We start from the raw sequence: 17,984 nt of genomic DNA, 5'->3' as shown, positions 1-17,984 counted from the left end.
AAAGGTAACCCGATGAGCGGCCAGCTAGGTGAGATCCTCACGATTGATGAAGTTGCTGCTCCTCCGAAGGCGGGCAAGCTGTTCGGTCACTTTCAGAAAACTCCACGCATTAAACGTTGTGGGAATCTGGATCAATGGATCACCAGCCACATCGGCAATGCGGTGGTGGATGACGAGAAGGGGGCAGAATGACGCCTAGCATTATGGCGCTCCAGTCCAAGGCCAATCCCCAACAACTTGAAGCCATCCTAGCCACCGATGGCCCATTGCTCATAATTGCAGGCCCTGGGTCGGGCAAGACCTTCACTCTGGTCGAGCGCATCGTTTACCTCATCACATACAGGGGTGTCGCACCTGAATCGTTGCTGGTTGTCACCTTCACAGACAAAGCCGCACGCGAACTCACTACTCGTATATCCAACCGGTTAGCCGAACTAAAAATCCAGTTCAACCTGAACGAGATGTACCTTGGTACTTTCCATTCCATTTGCCTTCGACTGCTAGAGGATTACCGCGAGTTCACGCGGCTCAAGCGTAGCTTTACACTGTTCGACCAGTTCGACCAGCAGTACTTCCTCTATCAGCACATCAAAGCCTTTCGCGAGTTACCGAACGCCGAGCTTGTCATGGGCAATGACCAGACAGGCCGTTGGGTTCAGTCAGAGAACCTGCTCAAGTGGCTCAACAAAGTTAGCGAAGAGGCTCTTGATTTAGCCACGTTGGCGGCGGCCTCCGAGCCAGAAATCCGTGCACTAGCTACCTGCTTCGTCAAGTACCATGATTTACTTCACGAGCACAACTCGCTGGACTTCTCAAGCATCCAGTACGAGGCCTTGCAACTACTGGAAAAACACCCGGCAGTGCTGTCAGAACTGCGCGAGAAGCTCACCCACCTGATGGTGGACGAGTACCAGGATACCAATACCATTCAGGAGCGCATCCTTCTACTACTCGCCAAAGAGCACTGCAATCTGTGCGTAGTGGGCGACGATGACCAAGGTTTGTACCGTTTTCGCGGGGCTACCATCCGCAACATTCTGGAATTCCCAGCACTATTCGACGAAGGTCAATGCAAACAAGTTAAACTCACCGTCAACTATCGTTCGCACCCTGACATTATCCGCTTTTACAACGAGTGGATGAAGGAGCAGATATGGGACAACGGCTCGCGCGTGTTTCGCTTCGACAAGAAGATCGTCCCGCGTGAGGATGACTTTCCCGACCAACCCACAGCGGTGAGGTTGGCCGCCAGAGATGATAAGGGAGACGCTACCAACTGGCACGCAGAGGTGTTGGCCTTCCTCAATGAATTGAAGAAATCCGGTCAGCTTACGGACTGGAATCAGGTGGCATTCCTGTTCCGCTCTGTCAAGAATGAGAAGGTAGTGGCCTTGGCGCGTTTCCTTGAAGCAAAAGGAGTGCCGGTATTCTCGCCCCGCTCGAATATGTTTTTTGAGCGCGAGGAGATCCGCCTAATGATCGGTGCTCTGATCTTCCTATTCCCGCAGTTTCCCAAGGTGCGGGTGTGGGCCGAAGGCATCAGTCTTCCCATCTGGGACTACTACGACCACCTGTGCTTCAAGGCATTCATCGACGAACTGCGCAAGCCGGAGCATAAATCAATGCTTGACTGGGCTCGTCCTCTGGCCAAGCGGCACGCCGTGCTAACTCAGAACACTGACTATTCCTTCTCTGGTTTGTTCTATGAACTGCTCCAGTTCCCCCTGTTCTCGCGCTTCCTCGCCGATGAGGCTGTGCAAAGTGTGGACAAGGGGCGTGCCGCACGTAACCTTGGAACTTTCTCCAGACTACTAACAAAGTTCGAGCATTTACACTTTGTCAGCGTGCTTAACCCAGAATTTTTGGAAAAGAACCTTCGAGATCTATTCAACCAGTTCATGCGTTTCTTGGTTGACGGTGGTATCGGCGAATACGAGGATGAGGCGGAGTACGCACCTAAGGGCTGTGTCTCGTTCCTGACCATCCATCAATCCAAAGGATTAGAGTTTCCGCTGGTGGTGTGTGGTTCACTTGACGCTGTACCGCGTAAACAGTACGGCGATTTGGACGTGTTGCTTGAGGACGGCGGCTACCTATCGAAGGAACGCTTCGAACCACTCGAGCACATCAAGAACTTCGACTTCTGGCGGTTATTTTACACCGCCTTCTCACGCGCTCAAAACCTACTGGTGCTGACCGCGCAGGAAAAACAAGGGCGAGGCAAGTCGCCATCCAAATACTTTGAGCGTCTATTCTACGGACTACCCAACTGGCGGGAACTGGACTTTTCAGCACTGACCTTCGAGGCAGTCAAACAGATCAATCTCAAACGAGAGTATTCATTCACCTCGCACATCACTGTGTTCGAGAACTGTGCCGAGCAGTACCGGTTCTTCAAAGAGCTGGAGTTTAATCCTATTCGAGCAGGAGCTCAGTTATTCGGTACCTTGGTGCATCAAACTATTGAGGACATTCACAAGACAGTTCTTCGTGGAGATGAGTCCCTCATCCATCCTGATCAAATCAGAGAGTGGATGAATATTAACTACCAATATTTGTCCAAGCGCGAGCGCCAATACCTGGCACCTCAAACAATTAAAGCCGTTGAAAAGCACATTTTGAGGTACTACGAGCGCGAGAATGGAAACTGGGCTCGTATAAAAGAATCCGAGGTAGAGATCTCACTCGTTAAAGAACAATATATCTTAAAAGGCAGCGTCGATCTGATCCGAGGCGAACATGACACAGTCGAAATTATTGACTTCAAATCGGAAAAAAAACCCGATATGGAAAAAGATCGGGATCGGCTGCGTCAGTACCAGCACCAGTTGGAAGTATACGCCCATTTGGTGGAAGAACGCACCGGTCAAAAGGTAAGCCGGATGCACCTGTACTACACCGGCGAGGACGGCGGGAACCCTTATGTATCGTTCACAAAGGACGAACACGCTATAGGCAAGACTATTGCGCGCTTTGACGATATTGTCGCGCGCATTGAGCGGCAGGATTACCAAATCACAGCACGACCAGCAAAACGCTGTTTGGAATGTGATATACGACCTTACTGCGACAAAAAGAATTGGAAATTCAGGAAAAATAACTAATGAGCAAATCCACACAGGAAAGCATGCGACTGTCTACATCTGTTGGTGACACGATTAACGTCGAAAAGTATGAATTCGAGCCGATCAAGGGCTACCCGATGCTGAACTGGCGCGGCAAGCGCCCTTTCACTTCGACCCAGTATTATCCGGCGCAGTTGAAGGAAGTCCACGGCGAAGAGGTGGATGGTTGGCGCAACAAGATTTACTGGGGCGACAACCTGCAGGTGATGAGTCATCTGCTAAAGGAGTTTCGCGGCAAGGTCGACCTGATCTACATAGATCCACCGTTTGATTCGAAAATCGAATACAAGAAAACAATCAAGTTGAACAGGCAGAGCACGGAGACTGCATATACGGCTTTTGAAGAAAAGCAGTACACGGATGTCTGGACGAATGATGAATACCTTCAATTCATCTACGAGCGAGTAATCCTAATGCGAGAGCTATTGAGCCAGGACGGTGTTTTATGCCTGCACTGTGATTGGCATAAGTCGCACTACTTGCGCGCATTGCTGGACGAGGTGTTTGGTGTAGGAACCTTCCAAAATGAAATCGTTTGGCACTACTACAACAAAATGCAAGGAAACATCAACCGCTTCGCGTCTAATCATGATGTGATTATTGTCTATTCAAAGTCAGGTAAATTCCAATTCAATAAGCTTCGCGAAAAGCGTGAAAAGCCGGTTCAGCAGATTAAGCGTGTTTGGGACAAGGCCACACAGTCCTTAGTCAATGCCAAGGATGAGAATGGTAATGTCGTCTATATCAATTCCACTCACAAAACTATTGATGACGTTTGGCGACTGCCCATGCTTCAACCCGCTGATCGTGTAGAGGTTGTGGGATATCCGACTCAAAAGCCAGAAACGCTATTAGAGCGGATAATCCTCGCTTACTCCAATCCTGGTGATATTGTTTTCGATTGCTTTATGGGATCCGGGACAACGCAGGCTGTCAGCAGTAAGTATGGCAGACGTTATATTGGAAACGATATCAACTTGGCGTCCGTTCAAACTACTTCGAAAAGACTTCTTGGCATCCATGAAGAGATGGCTGATGTAAAATATCAGGCGACTATCAAGAACGGTTTACGTGATGATTATGACATGCAAGCCAGCATCGAAGAAGAAGATGAGGATGCGTCAGGCAGCTGGACAGATGTTTTTAAGGTGCCGAAGGTGTATCCAGGCTTCGAGGTATTTACAGTCAACCACTATGACATTTTCCGCAATCCCATTCAGGCCAAGGAACTATTGATCGAGGCTCTGGAAGTACAGAAACTCGAATTCAGCGCCGTGTTCGACGGTGAGAAGGATGGACGCATGGTCAAGATAATGCCGGTCAATCGTATTGCCACACGAGCCGACTTGAATGAGCTGATTGCTGGCTTCGACTATAAGGCCTGGGAACGTAAGCAGAAGGAAGCCCCGAACCGCCCGGTCGAAAAGATCACCCTTATTTGCATGGGGCACGAGCCGGATATGGCAGCACAGCTGGAATTAGCCGCCAAACCCTTCAAGATAGACGTCGAGGTAGTGGACATCCTGCGCGACAAGGCCGAACTTGAGTTCAAGCGCGATTCGCAGGCCAAGGTTTTCATCAAGAACGGAGAGCTGGTCATTGAGAAGTTCTACCCAATGAACCTTCTGCAAAAGCTTTCTCTACAGACTGAGTCTGTTAAGGATTGGAAAGAGTTGGTTGAGTCGGTGCTGATCGACTGGAACTTCGACGGCGCAGTGCTTCAACCGGCAGTCGTGGATATTCCCGGTAAGAACGAGATTGTCAAAGGAGCATACAAGATTCCTAGCGATGCGGGAACCATTCGCGTAAAGATCACAGATCTTCTATCAGAATCTTGGGAAGGGGAGCTAATTAATGGCTAAAAAATCTTTAAAAAATGCTGGAAGTTCCTCTCTGGATTTCGCCTTTTTCCACTTTCTGTGGCAGTTTCATCAAGCCAACCGAGGGGCGATCCGTACTCATTACAAAGAACTCACCCGAAAGTTCCTTGACTTCAACAATCCTGAGCGAAATCCTAAGGCCTTCTTGCGCCAACCTCAGTTTGAAGCACTGGAGACCTATATCTTCCTTAAGGAATTTCTGGGCAACACCAAGGTTGAAGCAATCTTCAAGGCGTGGTTTGAGCGGACGGGCAAATTTGAAGGCCGCAAATTCGGCTCATTCCGAGGCACTGCTGGGCAGGAAATGTTTTCATTTGGTGATTCCGATGAGTTAGAGCTGGCTTCATATCAACAACTGTTCGAGAAGATGCGCAAAAACTCTCGCGCCTACCCGAACTACATCTTCGCGCTGACAATGGGTACTGGTAAAACTATCCTGATGGCGACCTGTATCTACTACGAATTCCTTTTGGGTAACAAATTCGGTAGGGACGAGCGTTATTGCCACAATGCTCTAGTTTTTGCACCGGACAAGACGGTGCTGCAATCGCTCAAAGAGATTGAGTCTTTCGATCTGACTCGTGTCGTTCCACCGGAGTACGTTAACTTCCTAACCACCCATCTGCGCTTTCACTATCTTGAAGAAGCGGGCACTTCACTGGATACGCTAGATAGATCTCGTTTCAATATAATCGTTTCCAACACCCAAAAGATAATTCTCAAGCGAAAACACAAAGAAAAAAATTCGGTAGACCGATTGTTTGGTGCTGTAGGAGAAACGCTGACTTCTTCTGGTGTTTATGCGGATGCTGCTGATCTTTACAACTTTGATCAGCCTGAAGATGAAGGCGATCTGACTACTAATCAGCGCTTTGAAAAATTGCGCCGTTTGGAACAGATTGGTATCTATGTGGACGAGGCTCACCACTCCTTTGGCAAGGCTCTGGCCAAAGATATGGGGATTGGCACAAAGGAGACAGATACTAGCCTGCGCACCACTATCGACATTCTTGCAGCAAGTCTCAGTGCGTCGGGTACCCGTGTGGTAGCGTGTTACAACTACACCGGTACACCGTACATTGGCCGTGAGGTCTTGCCAGAAGTCGTCTATGCATATGGATTAAAAGCTGCTATCGAAAAGGGTTACCTTAAAAAAGTGACTTTACATGGCTACTCGAACTCTCGTACCGACGAGTTTGTCGATATTGCCATCGGTAAATTCATAAATGAGATAGGTCATCTGCGCCCCGAAGGGTTGCTACCTAAACTGGCGTTCTTTGCGGCGACCGTCGATGAATTACTAAGTGAACTGAAGCCTGCAGTTGAGCGTTCACTGCAAAAGCGCGGCATCTCTACGTCTCGTATCTTGGTTAACGTAGGAGATCAGAAGATCACCACTAATGACGATATCCGGGAATTCAACAAATTAGATACTGAAGGTTCAGAAAAACAGTTCATCTTGTTGGTAAATAAAGGTCGTGAGGGGTGGAACTGTCGTTCTCTATTTGGTGTGGGGTTGTTCCGTGAACCAAAGTCGAAAGTCTTTGTACTTCAAGCTACGATGCGTTGCTTGCGTGGCATAGGGCAAGCCCAACATACCGGTCATGTATTTCTATCGGAAGGCAACCTAGATATTCTGAACGATGAGCTACAACAAAACTTCCGCATCACTGCCGAAGAGTTTCAGAAGGTAGCCAAAGACAAGGAACGCGTAGAAATTCGTGTTGTTGAGCCGCCGGTAAAAATTAAGCTGGTACGGGTGCGCAAGCTTTACCACACGAGGGAAAAAACAATCGTTCCTGGGACGACGTTAGGACTTAACCGTAAAGACAGTGAAAAGTGGAAGCCGTTGGTAGAAAAATATCGTCTTATTGAAACCCAGCAAGATGGGCTAGCAACTGCCAATATTGCTCAAGTGGTATACAGTCAAACCTTCGATTTGACCAGTAAACGGAACAAGCGCGTGTTTTCACCATTATCTTTAGTGGCGGAGGTATCCCGTTACCTAAACCGTAGTCCGCTAGATATTGAGGAAATACTTGACTCTACAAAGGAAGGCATCGACGAGCTGGTGGCTATGGCCAACGAATTCAATGAGCTTCTATATGATGAAATCATCCCGCGTTTGTTTAATCTGTTATACGAACTGGATGAGTCGGAACAAACCGAAGAACATGAAGTCGACTTGATCAAAATTCCGCAAAAAGGGTACTACGAGGTATCCGCTGCAAAAGATAAGATCGTCCGTATGGACGATGTCCGACTCAAAGATGAAGAACGAACCAAAAGTTTTCACCTTGACACTTACTGCTTCGACTCGGGTTCTGAAAACTGGTTATTCTGGGATCTCTTACATGAGCAGCGGGTCAAAAAAATCTATTTCACCGGGATGTTGACCCATGGTCAATCGGACTTCTTCATACAATACATAGATCCAGATTCACATACGGTACGAAGCTACTACCCAGATTTCATCTTCCAGCGCGAAGAGTCTGATGGCAGTCTGAAGTATGTAATTGTCGAGGTAAAGGCTGACAACCAGATAGAGAATTCAGTTGTGCAGGCGAAAAAGGAATTTGCACAGCAAATTGCCATCGCTAGCGGCATGGAGTATCGAATACTCAAATCTTCGGATGCTGATAAACGACATTTTAGAATGCTACTTTAAAGTTATTTGTATCGGTTGCTGGAGATGTTTTTCTCGAAATTAGAGATCTTCCCGACTACGCAATAATGTCTGGGCTCAGTCCGTTTGAGTGTTGGAATGATACTTTGGATACAAATGAGCTCACATGCTTTTATTGATCTGCTTTGAAAATTACATAGTATAAGTATGCGAAGAAATCATAAAAGCAACTTTTTCGTGAGGAATATCTAATTCTAGGCACGCAAGACATCCATCTTCACGGCTAGATGTCTTGCAGTTTCAAATGAACTCAACGCTACAGAGCCCTCATTTTTACTTTTTTCCAGCATTAATTTTCGCAAAATCAAACGGACTAATTGCCTTCACGATGCATCAAGAAAATTAGCCCACCACTGCAGCATCAGTCTGCGCTCATCGAGGTGTTCAGCTTTTTGGATATAAGCCGCTCGTAAAGAGTTTCGCTCCATATGGCTCATCTGCCGTTCCACTGCATCCCTCGACCACAATCCCGATTCAATTAACGAACTACACGCCATGGCCCTGAAACCGTGCCCGCACACTTCAACCTGAGTGTCATATCCCATTACTCGCAATGACTTGTTAACCGTGTTTTCACTCATCGGCTTGCGCGGATTATGATCACCAATAAAGATCAGTTCATGATCACCATTGAACGTCTTTATCTGCTCGAGAATTGCCAGAGCCTGTCGGGAAAGCGGCACCAAATGGGGCGTGTGCATTTTTGAGCCACGCTGCGAGTGCTTTACTCCTTCAATAGCTTCACGCTCGGCTGGAATCGTCCACATAGATGTTTCAAAATCGATCTCTGACCAACGGGCAAAACGCAATTCACTGGTACGAATAAAGACAAGTAGAATTAGCTCAACGGCAAGACGAGTCAATGGCCTACCGGTATAGCTATCAATGCGTTGAAGAAGTTCGGGGATACGTTTCAGTTCAAGAGCTGCACGATGTTGTCTGTTACTTGAAGCAACGGCACCGACCATCTCCTGCGCGGGATTTTAGTCAAGCAAACCACTCTGAACGGCATAACGCATAATTGCAGTAGTTCGCTGTTGTAGCCAGGAAGCCACTTCTAGTCTCCCCGACAATTCTACAGCTTTAATAGGGGCTAACGAGTCCCGCGTTTTTAGTTCGGCAATATTACGTTTGCCAATGGCAGGAAAGAGGTTGTCTTCCAGGCTTTTCAGCACTCGTCGGCTATGTTCTTCCGACCACTTTTTTATTTGTGACGTGCCACTCAACGGCGAGCCGTTCAAAAGTGCGCGCTTCTTCTAGCTCAACCTTGTCATTTTTCTTTTTATCTCCCGGATCGATGCTGTTTGCCAAAAGCTTACGAGCTTCATCGCGACGAGCCCTAGCATCTGCAAGAGATACATCAGGATAAACGCCTAAAGCCAGCATCTTTTGCTTCCCGCCAAAGCGGTACTGCAGGCGCCAGTATCTTGAACCATTTGGGTGGACGAGAAGATGCATACCGTTGCCATCGGTCAGCCTATATTGCTTATCCATTGGCTTGGCTGTTCTGACTTTGATATCTGTTAGAGCCATTCTTATCCCTTCCCTGTTGGTACAAGCATTATCGAACCGAAAATACCATCATCTATACCAACATCTGTTAGTAGATGCACGTTGAAGTCGGTTGACCTTGAGAGAGTTAATATAGCGGGAATGATGGGTAAATACTGGATTTCAGACACAAAAAAAAGACGTCCGTTGACGTCTATTGATGTTCCGATGGTGCCGAAGGCCGGACTCGAACCGGCACGTATTTCTACGGTTGATTTTGAATCAACTGCGTCTACCGATTTCGCCACTTCGGCACTGAAGGGGATGCGGAAACGTTGTGGATTATACCTGTCGCGCGCCGCCATGCAAGCGACGACGCGCTAAACCCGCGCTAAGTGTCCAAAAAACCAGCGCTACCGTCAGTCCAGCTCAGACACCGCCAGCCGAATCACCCTCGCCGCCTTCTGCTCCGGCAGCGCCAGCACCTTGGCCCACATCTCCTGCACCATGTCGCAGGAGAGCTTCTCTTTGCCCTCCGCCTTCTCCGGCGTCTGCAGCAGCTGGATGTCCTCACCGTACTGATCGGCAAGTTGCTTCATAATCGGCCGCACATCTTCGACTGCCGCCTCGCGTTCGGCCGGGGTCACGGTGTGGCGGTTTTTGCCGTAGGCCGCGCGCATCATGTCGGCGTCGGCCTGCATGCGCCGGGCCATCAGGTCTTTATCCAGCATGCGCATCGGGTTGATGCCGCCCTTCACCATCGGGTAGAGGAAGCGGAAGCAGGCGTCGTCGCTCACCTTCTGGATGGCGGCGGTCTGCTCCATGTTGATGGTCATGTAGTTCACCACGTTGGCGTCCGGGGCGTTTTGCAGGCGAGACATCTGCAGATGCAGGATCTGCGGCTGGATGGTGTCGATAATCTGCTGCTCCGGCTCGCCCGCTTTTTGCAGGGCGGCCATCTGGTCGAGGATGCGCTGATGCAGCGCGGGCTCCTGCTCCTTAATCACCTGCCAGGCGGGCATCGCGTTGAGGGCGTTATCCATCTGCCGTTCCTGGGCGCGCTGCCTGTCGAAAAACACCCAGAACGCCACGGCAGCAGCCGCAATGACGACAATCACAATACGGGTCCACGTTTTATTCATCTCGCATCCTTATCCTTGAGTTATGCCGGTTTACACCGGCACGCCGCTGTGGAAGCGAAACTCGTGGTCCGGTGTCGAGATAAGTGTGGCTTCAATTTCGCCAAAAAGCTTTATGCGCGGTGAGATATCGTCGTCGCTCACCTGCTGGGCCAGCGTCAGGTAGTCCTGATAGTGGCGCGCTTCCGAGCGCAGCAGCGAGAGATAGAACTTCTGCAGGTCGTCGTCGAGGAACGGGGCCAGCGCGGCGAAGCGTTCGCAGGAGCGGGCTTCGATGTAGGCGCCGCAGATAAGCTTGTCGATCAGCGTCAGCGGCTCGTGGGTACGCACTTCCTTCAGCATCCCTTTAGCATAGCGGCTGGCGGTGATTTTGACGTACGGAATGTCGCGGGCCAGCATCGCCTCGCGCACCTGCCAGAAGTGGTGCAGCTCCTCTTTAATCAGCAGCACCATGCTGTCGATGAGCGCCTGTCCCCACGGGTCGTCGGTTTTGGGCATCACGCTTTTGCCAATCTGCTTGTGCAGGGCGATGAAGTCCGGCTCCGGGCCGTCGCGGAAGGTGAACTGTTCGTAGGGCTTGAGCCAGTCGAGCAGCGCATCGGCACCGCTTTCGTCGGCGACGTATTTACGCACGAGTAATAGCGCAGTCTGGGCGGCCTTGAGCTCGCACACCATGTGGTCGGTGAGCAGCAACGGCAGGTTCGCCGGGTCGCGGGCTTTATCAATCCATGCTTGCGGGGTCGGGCACTGGAGGAAGTTGAGTACGGGGGCGAGTATCTGCGGGTAATCCATGGTTCTGCCTTGAAAAAGCGGTGGCGCGTGCCACCGCCTGAAACGCTTAGTGACGCACGCCGTCGTCGTCTTCGTCGATGTAATCTTCGTCGTCGCCTTCTTCGCCGTCTTCACCGTTCGGATCTTCGAAGTAGGTTCCCCAGCCGTCGTATTCCACTTCAAACTTCTCGGCCAGGTTCATCAGCTGTTCTACCTGCGCGTCAATCAGCTCCGCCTTCAGCGCGCCTTCGCTCAGGATATCGCAGCAGATGACGGTGTCGCCCTCTTCCACTTCCAGCTCTTCCGGCTCGGTCACTTCGTAACCCAGCTTGAAGGCTTCCACGGCCATTTTTTCCAGCGCCTCGAAGTCATCCGCAGAGAAATGGTGTTCGATGGTGTACAGCGCGTCCGGATCGCTACCGTCTTCCAGCAGTTCTTCAATAATCAGACGCGTCTCTTCGCGTTGCTCTTCCAGTAATTCCGGGTTTGCCATGGGTCAATCCTCTTTAAAGTGCGGCAGATACTTCTATTTTCACACACGGACGGGTTTGCCTCCACCTTTGTTGGAAAGATTTGTGAAACGGGGTTGCAAATGAATAATTACACATATAAAGTGAATTTTAATTCAATAAGTGGCGTTCGCCATGCGAGGATAAAATGTCTGATCTGTACAAGAAACACTTTCTGAAATTGCTCGACTTTACCCCTGCACAGTTCACTTCTCTGCTGACTCTTGCCGCACAGCTCAAAGCCGATAAAAAAAATGGCAAGGAAGTACAAAAGCTTACTGGAAAAAACATCGCGCTCATCTTCGAAAAAGACTCAACCCGTACACGTTGCTCTTTCGAAGTTGCCGCATTTGACCAGGGCGCGCGCGTTACCTATTTAGGGCCGAGCGGCAGCCAGATTGGGCATAAAGAGTCAATTAAGGATACCGCACGGGTGCTCGGGCGGATGTACGATGGCATTCAGTATCGCGGCCACGGCCAGGAAGTGGTCGAAACGCTGGCGCAGTACGCGGGCGTGCCGGTGTGGAACGGGCTGACCAACGAGTTCCACCCGACGCAGCTGCTGGCGGATCTGCTGACCATGCAGGAGCACCTGCCGGGCAAGGCGTTTAACGAGATGACGCTGGTCTACGCGGGCGACGCGCGCAACAACATGGGCAACTCGATGCTGGAAGCGGCGGCGCTGACCGGGCTGGATCTACGCCTGGTGGCCCCGAAAGCCTGCTGGCCGGAAGAGAGCCTGGTGGCGGAGTGCAGTGCGCTAGCGGAAAAGCACGGCGGGAAAATCACCCTGACGGAAGACGTGGCGGCGGGCGTGAAGGGCGCGGACTTTATCTATACCGACGTCTGGGTGTCGATGGGCGAAGCCAAGGAGAAGTGGGCGGAGCGGATAGCGCTGCTGCGCGGGTATCAGGTGAACGCGCAGATGATGGCGCTCACCGGCAACCCGAACGTGAAGTTCCTGCACTGTCTGCCGGCGTTCCATGACGACCAGACTACGCTCGGCAAGCAGATGGCGAAGGAGTTCGACCTGCACGGCGGGATGGAAGTGACGGACGAGGTGTTTGAGTCGGCGGCGAGTATCGTCTTCGACCAGGCGGAAAACCGGATGCATACGATTAAGGCGGTGATGGTGGCGACGCTTGGGAAGTGATTGACTCCTCTGCGGTCTGGTGCCCTCACCCCGGCCCTCTCCCACGGGGAGAGGGAGAACACCCAGCCCGTAGGCCCGTGCAAGCGCAGCGCCGCCGGGCGAATCAGGCGACGATGCGGCCTGATGCCCTCACCCCGTCCCTCTCCTACAGGGAGAGGGAGAAAACACTAAAAACGACAACAGCGTTATCGTCAGGCAGAAAAATTCATTTTACTGACGCTTTCTCAGCTAGACATTAACCATAATAAGAATTTATGTTTTTATTAACCATTATTTATTGAGTAGATAATGGTTAATATCAGGTCATTATCAATTACAAAATACCGTATATTATCGGCGTAATATTTCCTTATTACTGCATTTCGTTAATAAGGATTATTCATGTCATGGAATAAGCATGAAGCTTTGTCATACGCCCGTAGCCACGCACTAACCCATACTGGACACTATTGCGCTCGAGCAATCGCCGCCGCCATTCGAGCCGGAGGGCTTAAAATCGAAGGGGCAAACGCAAAGGATTTCTGGCGTTCTCTTGAAAAAGCAGGGTTCACAAAAGTCTATGGCACACCCATAGAGGGGGATATTGCGGTGATTGATGCCTTGCCCGGCCCGAATCAGTACGGGCATGTCTGTATTTACGATGGCGCTGGAACCTGGTATTCAGATTTTAAACAGAGAACACTGTACCCGGGGCCCACCTATCGCCAACTCCAGCCAGCAACAACCTTATACAGGCATTATTAAAATGAATAAACTCATCTTTCTTGTGTTATTCAGCACAGCCGCATTGGGGGCCGAAGATTTTCAGATACCGATGCAGCGCGCCCTTGAATTCAATCGCTGGTACGTCAAACAAGTGAACAACGATCGTTATCCAATCCAACAGGGAAATGAAATCGATAAGTTCGTTACGGCCAACACCATGAAAGAATTACGTCATGCAGATGATCCCCGTTATGCCGACGCTGAATTTTACGAGGCTGATTTTTTTATGAAATCGCAGTATATCGGCGAGGACTGGGCTGAGAATGTGTCTATTGATTCGTATGATTCAGACCCGGTCTGTGTAAACGTGAATATCACGTTCGGCAAAAAGACCCAGCACACAGTTATTGATTGCATGGTTAAAGAAGATGGGATCTGGAAAATTCAGTCTGTCGCTGCACGGGATAATAATTGATTCCTCCGCTAACAATAATGTAGCCGGGTGGCGCTGCGCTTACCCGGCCTACACAACCCGTAGGCCCGTGCAAGCGTAGCGCCGCCGGGCGGATCAGGCCAGCTCCATTTCATTGATTTTTCACCCCGAAAAAGGTACGTTTTCGCCTTAATTCCAGCGTGGACATACCAGCATTATGCCGATTATTCAGTCTGTTGAACGTGCGTTGCAGATCCTCGACCTGTTCAACGAGCAGGCCACCGAGCTTAAGATCACCGACATCAGCAAACTGATGGGGCTGAGCAAGAGTACCCTCCACTCGCTGCTGAAAACCCTCCAGCTTCACGGCTATATCGATCAGAACCCGGAGAACGGCAAATATCGCCTCGGCATGAAGCTGGTTGAGCGCGGTCATTTCGTCGTGGGCTCCATCGATATTCGCCAGAAGGCGAAAGGCTGGCTGACGGAGCTGTCCCAGCGGACCGGGCAGACCACCCATCTGGGGATCCTGGACGGTCGTGAAGGGGTCTATATCGAGAAGATTGAAGGCAAGCTGGCCGCCATAGCCTATTCGCGCATCGGCCGCCGCCTGCCGGTTCACGCCACCGCCATCGGCAAAGTGTTGATTGCCTGGCTGGGCGAGGCCGAGCTGAACGCCCTGCTGGAGGGCTATCAGTACACCACCTATACCCCTTCCACCCTCGCCTCTCGCGAAGCATTAATGGCCGCTCTGGCGCAGACCCGCGAGCAGGGCTACGCCCTGGACAGCGAAGAGAACGAGCAGGGCGTGCGCTGCGTGGCGGTGCCGGTGTGGAACCACGAATCCCGCGTGATTGCCGCCCTGAGCCTGTCGACGCTCACCTCCCGCGTGGACGACGCCGAGCTGGCCCGCTTCCGCGAGGAGCTTCTGCAGGCCGGGCTCGAGCTGTCACGCGCGCTGGGCTATACCGGCTCGTAGGTGAAGTAGTCGAAGTCCGCGTAACAGCCGTCGCCGCTGATGTCCTCGCAGTGCAGCCCCACAAACGCGCCGGTAAAGAAGCCGCGCCCGCCGATGTAGTCGTCCGACAGCTTCCACGCCTCATACGTCACCGGAACGGTATGCCATGTCTCGCCGTCGAACGAGTAGCTGTAGCGGTAGACCAGTTTATCCACGTCCACCCTTAGCCAGACGCTCTCGGCCTGTTCCGGCACCGGAATCGGCTGCTCGTGCAGCGGCCATGACGGCACGTTGTGGTCGAGCTGGATCACCTTGATGGTTCTCCCCTGCCCCTCCTCGTAGTCCACAAAGCAGTAGCTCCAGTTTTTGCTGTTGTAGTAGCAGGTCAGCCCCGCGCTCTGCTGGAAGTGGACCGGCGAGAACTGCATCCGCGTCTCGGCCCGGAAGGTGAAATGCTGCCAGCGGCGCGCCACGGTCGACTGGGTAAAGGTCGAGTTGAGCGAGTCGTTGCCGTAGAGCCGTAAGTAGCCCGGGCGGGCGGTAAGCGAGCCGAGGGTGTTGTCGAACGGAATGCGCAGGGTCTGCAGTTCCGGGTCAAGCGTGCTGCCGTCGAAGTCCTCCCGCCAGCTGCACTGAACGGATGCAGGCTGTTCCGCTACCTGCGGGCCTTTCACGGTCAGCTGCGCGTGCCTGCCGCCTTCTACGTAAGGCCAGCCGTCGCGCCATTCAATGCGGGCGATGCCGGTCTCGCGCCCCAGCGGGCAGTAGCCGCGCCCGCCGGAAGCCAGTAGCGGCACGCCGGGCAGGCGCAGCGGGCGGCTGGTGAGGTAGGCCATATACCACTCCCCGGTGTGGGTTTGCAGCAGCGAGCCGTGGCCGCTCTTTTGCAGCGGGTTCTCCGGCAGGTGCCAGCTGGTCATCATCGTCACGTCCGGGTGCAGCTCGTACGGCCCGTCGATGGTTTTTGCGCGCAGCACCACGACGGCGTGCTCGTAGCTGGTGCCGCCCTCGGCAACCATCAGGTAGTACCATCCCGCCAGGCGATAAAGATGCGCCCCTTCGGTGTAGCAGAGCGGCGTGCCGGTAAACAGCGTTTTGCGCTCCGGCGAAAGCGTGCCGGTCTGCGAATCAAACTCCTGCATCACGATGGTGTTGTGCGGGTTGCTGTGGTGGCGCGGCCCCCACGGGCGGTAGAGGTAGTATTTGCGGCCATCGTCGTCGTGGAACAGGGAGGGATCGAACCCGCCGTTGCCCATCGGGATCGGCTCGCTCCACGGCCCCTCGATGGACGGCGCGGTGACGAGAAAATTGCGGCCGTTTTTCCACGGCGAGTCGACAATCTTCACGTCGGTGTAGAGCAGCCAGAACCTCCCGTCGGCGTAGCTCAGGCACGGTGCCCAGATGCCGCCGGAGTCCGGGTTGCCCTTCATGTCCAGCATCGACACGCGGTCCAGCGGGGTGCTGACCAGCGACCAGTTTTTCAGATCGCGGGAGTGGTAGATGCGCACGCCCGGGAACCACTCGAAGGTCGAGGTGGCGATGTAGTAGTCCTCGCCCTGACGGCACAGGGACGGGTCCGGGTTGAAGCCGGTCAGGATCGGGTTAGTGATTTCCATAATGCCTCCGGTTAATGGGATGCGGCTGTCGCGGCGTCGGGAACGGCCTCGCCCTGCGACGCGCGGTGCTTGATCAGCTGCTGGCTGATGGCCTCCACGCGGGCGTCGGTGAGCTTGTAGAACGACAGCATGATAAACATGCCCGCGTAGAGCACCACCGGCACCACGCAGAACAGAATTTTGATGGTGGTCAGCACCTCGACCGGCTGCACGCTGCTGCTGGCGGAGTAGTTGACGTACGCCAGGATCCAGCCCACCACCGCCCCGCCAATTGCCAGGCCAATCTTCAGGCTGAACAGGTAGGTGGAGAACACCAGCCCGTCGAGGCGGCGACCGCTACGGCTCTCCTCGTAATCCACCACGTCAGAGGCCATCAGCCACTGCAGCGGCGTGGTGGTGTTAAAGACGAACAGGAACAGAATGTTGAGGGCAAAAATCAGCGCGATGTGCTCCGCCGGGGTGACGAAAATCAGCAGGCTAATCAGCGAGTAAGCGACGATGATCCACTTGAAGGCGGTAACGCGGTCGAAGCGGCCCAGCAGGCGGGAGGAGCAGAGCGAGCCGAACATGGTGGCGAGGCTGCCGTAGAGTAAAAACTGGGTCGCCATCTCCGGGTGATCCATCACGTATTTCACGAAGTAGAGCGTCGCCCCGCCGCGCACCACGTTGGAGCAGGTCGCCATCATCTTGAAGGCACACATGATGCGCCACTGGCTGTTGCCCAGCAGCAGCTTAAGGTCTTTCGCCACTGACGAACCCGGCTGCACCTCAAAGGTGTAGCGCTCTTTGGTGGTAAAGAAGCAGACGTAGAGCAGCACCACGCCGCTCAGCCCCAGCACGCACATGGCGCCGAAATAACCCACCTGCTCGTTGCCTTTGCCAATGATGCTGACCAGCGGCAGCGCGATGCCGCTGATGGCGAGCGACCCCGCCGCCGCCAGGAAGAAGCGCCAGGACTGCAGGGCGTGACGCTCTTTCGGGTCGGCAGTAATGACGCCCGGCATGGCGCAGTACGGGACGTTAACGAAGGTGTAGACCAGAGTCAGCAGAATATAGGTCACGCAGGCGTAGATGATTTTGCCCTGCGCGGAGAAGTCCGGCGTGTAGAAGGTCAGCATGCAGACGATGCCGAACGGGATGGCGCCCCACAGCAGGAACGGGCGAAACTGGCCATGCCGCGTGCGGGTGCGGTCTACCAGCAGCCCCATCAGCGGGTCGGTCACGGCGTCGAGCACGCGGGAGACTAAAAACAGCGTCCCCATAATGCCCGCGGAGAGGCCGAAGACGTCGGTGTAGAAATAGGCCAGCAGGAACATCGTGGCCTGCCAGACGAAGCCGCAGGCGGTGTCACCCAGCCCGTAGCCAATTTTGTCTTTCATGGTTAATTGCGTCATCAGAATTACACCCTTATGTAGTGTGCTGAATTACAACATCGTGTTAATGGAGTGTAATGAGCTGTTCAATTAACCAGCAATGGTCATATCTTATTTCTTAATTACGTTATTTCGCTTTTGTGAC

14 protein-coding genes, 1 tRNA gene and 1 pseudogene are annotated in these 17,984 nt (G+C 52.7%); 9 read left to right on the top strand and 7 right to left on the bottom strand.

The genetic code is table 11. The annotated features are described in order from the left end of the window. Positions 1 to 12 precede the first annotated feature (12 nt). From BFV65_RS02555 to BFV65_RS02540, 4 genes are read left to right on the top strand one after another with little or no spacing between them, the layout of a single operon-like run. Entirely contained in the window at positions 13 to 192 is a 180-nt protein-coding gene (locus BFV65_RS02555) for a hypothetical protein (protein WP_069596193.1), read from the top strand. After that, complete coding sequence (locus tag BFV65_RS02550) at positions 189 to 3,104, top strand: ATP-dependent helicase (protein ID WP_069596192.1); 2,916 nt, start codon at positions 189 to 191, stop codon at positions 3,102 to 3,104. The genes BFV65_RS02555 and BFV65_RS02550 overlap by 4 nt, the downstream gene beginning before the upstream one ends. Next, positions 3,104 to 4,987 carry a DNA methyltransferase gene (locus tag BFV65_RS02545; protein WP_069596191.1) on the top strand — a complete coding sequence of 628 codons (1,884 nt, stop codon included), beginning with the start codon at positions 3,104 to 3,106 and terminating at the stop codon, positions 4,985 to 4,987. The genes BFV65_RS02550 and BFV65_RS02545 overlap by 1 nt, the downstream gene beginning before the upstream one ends. After that, positions 4,980 to 7,673 carry a TnsA endonuclease N-terminal domain-containing protein gene (locus BFV65_RS02540; protein WP_069596190.1) on the top strand — a complete coding sequence of 898 codons (2,694 nt, stop codon included), beginning with the start codon at positions 4,980 to 4,982 and terminating at the stop codon, positions 7,671 to 7,673. The genes BFV65_RS02545 and BFV65_RS02540 overlap by 8 nt, the downstream gene beginning before the upstream one ends. A gap of 291 nt (positions 7,674 to 7,964) precedes the next feature. On the opposite strand, the pseudogene BFV65_RS02535 reads toward BFV65_RS02540, so the two are convergent. The 5 genes and pseudogenes from BFV65_RS02535 to rraB all read right to left on the bottom strand — a co-directional run bounded on the left by BFV65_RS02535 (position 7,965) and on the right by rraB (position 11,585). Next, a pseudogene (locus BFV65_RS02535) lies at positions 7,965 to 9,224 on the bottom strand (tyrosine-type recombinase/integrase). Between the two features lie 187 nt (positions 9,225 to 9,411). Further along, positions 9,412 to 9,496 (bottom strand) — tRNA-Leu (locus BFV65_RS02530). Positions 9,497 to 9,601: 105 nt separating this feature from the next. Further along, positions 9,602 to 10,324, bottom strand: coding sequence for a topoisomerase II (locus BFV65_RS02525; RefSeq protein WP_069596189.1), 723 nt, complete (start codon positions 10,322 to 10,324; stop codon positions 9,602 to 9,604). Positions 10,325 to 10,354: 30 nt separating this feature from the next. Next, positions 10,355 to 11,113, bottom strand: coding sequence for a tRNA isopentenyl-2-thiomethyl-A-37 hydroxylase MiaE (gene miaE / locus BFV65_RS02520; protein WP_069596188.1), 759 nt, complete (start codon positions 11,111 to 11,113; stop codon positions 10,355 to 10,357). Between the two features lie 46 nt (positions 11,114 to 11,159). Further along, the gene (gene rraB / locus BFV65_RS02515) at positions 11,160 to 11,585 is read right to left on the bottom strand and encodes a ribonuclease E inhibitor RraB (protein ID WP_023299202.1); all 426 of its coding nucleotides are present in this window, start codon (positions 11,583 to 11,585) and stop codon (positions 11,160 to 11,162) included. A gap of 99 nt (positions 11,586 to 11,684) precedes the next feature. Between rraB and argL the strand changes: the two genes are divergently transcribed. The 5 genes from argL to xynR all read left to right on the top strand — a co-directional run bounded on the left by argL (position 11,685) and on the right by xynR (position 14,871). After that, positions 11,685 to 11,780: a putative translational regulatory protein ArgL gene (gene argL / locus BFV65_RS23345; RefSeq protein ID WP_213083700.1), complete on the top strand. Its 96-nt coding sequence runs from the start codon at positions 11,685 to 11,687 to the stop codon at positions 11,778 to 11,780. Then, the gene (argF, locus tag BFV65_RS02510) at positions 11,750 to 12,754 is read left to right on the top strand and encodes an ornithine carbamoyltransferase (RefSeq protein ID WP_069596187.1); all 1,005 of its coding nucleotides are present in this window, start codon (positions 11,750 to 11,752) and stop codon (positions 12,752 to 12,754) included. Before argL ends, argF begins: the two co-directional genes overlap by 31 nt. Positions 12,755 to 13,135: 381 nt before the next feature. Next, on the top strand, positions 13,136 to 13,498 hold the full coding sequence (locus tag BFV65_RS02505) for a CHAP domain-containing protein (protein ID WP_069596186.1): 363 nt from the start codon (positions 13,136 to 13,138) through the stop codon (positions 13,496 to 13,498). Between the two features lies 1 nt (position 13,499). Continuing rightward, the gene (locus BFV65_RS02500; protein ID WP_069596185.1) at positions 13,500 to 13,934 is read left to right on the top strand and encodes a DUF3828 domain-containing protein; all 435 of its coding nucleotides are present in this window, start codon (positions 13,500 to 13,502) and stop codon (positions 13,932 to 13,934) included. A gap of 175 nt (positions 13,935 to 14,109) precedes the next feature. Beyond that, positions 14,110 to 14,871 (top strand): DNA-binding transcriptional repressor XynR, encoded by a 762-nt coding sequence (xynR, locus tag BFV65_RS02495; protein ID WP_069596184.1) that lies wholly within the window; start codon positions 14,110 to 14,112, stop codon positions 14,869 to 14,871. On the opposite strand, the gene BFV65_RS02490 is transcribed toward xynR, so the two are convergent. Both BFV65_RS02490 and BFV65_RS02485 read right to left on the bottom strand, forming a co-directional pair. Continuing rightward, positions 14,856 to 16,466, bottom strand: a complete 1,611-nt coding sequence (locus tag BFV65_RS02490) for a glycoside hydrolase family 43 protein (RefSeq protein ID WP_069596183.1) — start codon at positions 16,464 to 16,466, stop codon at positions 14,856 to 14,858. The genes xynR and BFV65_RS02490 overlap by 16 nt on opposite strands. Before the next feature lie 11 nt (positions 16,467 to 16,477). Next, positions 16,478 to 17,860 carry an MFS transporter gene (locus tag BFV65_RS02485; RefSeq protein ID WP_023299198.1) on the bottom strand — a complete coding sequence of 461 codons (1,383 nt, stop codon included), beginning with the start codon at positions 17,858 to 17,860 and terminating at the stop codon, positions 16,478 to 16,480. Positions 17,861 to 17,984: the final 124 nt, after the last annotated feature.

Source organism: Enterobacter hormaechei subsp. hoffmannii (genome assembly GCF_001729745.1).
Taxonomy (GTDB): Bacteria; Pseudomonadota; Gammaproteobacteria; order Enterobacterales; family Enterobacteriaceae; genus Enterobacter; species Enterobacter intestinihominis.
Note: the sequence above shows the minus strand (reverse complement) of the source record. Positions and strands in the feature narration are given on the sequence as shown.

Bases quoted from the DNA above. Each gene is read 5' to 3' on its own strand.
- BFV65_RS02555 (WP_069596193.1), top strand. From the start codon at position 13: ATGAGCGGCCAGCTAGGTGAGATCCTCACGATTGATGAAGTTGCTGCT.
- BFV65_RS02550 (WP_069596192.1), top strand. From the start codon at position 189: ATGACGCCTAGCATTATGGCGCTCCAGTCCAAGGCCAATCCCCAACAA.
- BFV65_RS02545 (WP_069596191.1), top strand. From the start codon at position 3,104: ATGAGCAAATCCACACAGGAAAGCATGCGACTGTCTACATCTGTTGGT.
- BFV65_RS02540 (WP_069596190.1), top strand. From the start codon at position 4,980: ATGGCTAAAAAATCTTTAAAAAATGCTGGAAGTTCCTCTCTGGATTTC.
- BFV65_RS02525 (WP_069596189.1), bottom strand. From the start codon at position 10,324: ATGAATAAAACGTGGACCCGTATTGTGATTGTCGTCATTGCGGCTGCT.
- miaE (WP_069596188.1), bottom strand. From the start codon at position 11,113: ATGGATTACCCGCAGATACTCGCCCCCGTACTCAACTTCCTCCAGTGC.
- rraB (WP_023299202.1), bottom strand. From the start codon at position 11,585: ATGGCAAACCCGGAATTACTGGAAGAGCAACGCGAAGAGACGCGTCTG.
- argL (WP_213083700.1), top strand. From the start codon at position 11,685: ATGAATAATTACACATATAAAGTGAATTTTAATTCAATAAGTGGCGTT.
- argF (WP_069596187.1), top strand. From the start codon at position 11,750: ATGTCTGATCTGTACAAGAAACACTTTCTGAAATTGCTCGACTTTACC.
- BFV65_RS02505 (WP_069596186.1), top strand. From the start codon at position 13,136: ATGTCATGGAATAAGCATGAAGCTTTGTCATACGCCCGTAGCCACGCA.
- BFV65_RS02500 (WP_069596185.1), top strand. From the start codon at position 13,500: ATGAATAAACTCATCTTTCTTGTGTTATTCAGCACAGCCGCATTGGGG.
- xynR (WP_069596184.1), top strand. From the start codon at position 14,110: ATGCCGATTATTCAGTCTGTTGAACGTGCGTTGCAGATCCTCGACCTG.
- BFV65_RS02490 (WP_069596183.1), bottom strand. From the start codon at position 16,466: ATGGAAATCACTAACCCGATCCTGACCGGCTTCAACCCGGACCCGTCC.
- BFV65_RS02485 (WP_023299198.1), bottom strand. From the start codon at position 17,860: ATGACGCAATTAACCATGAAAGACAAAATTGGCTACGGGCTGGGTGAC.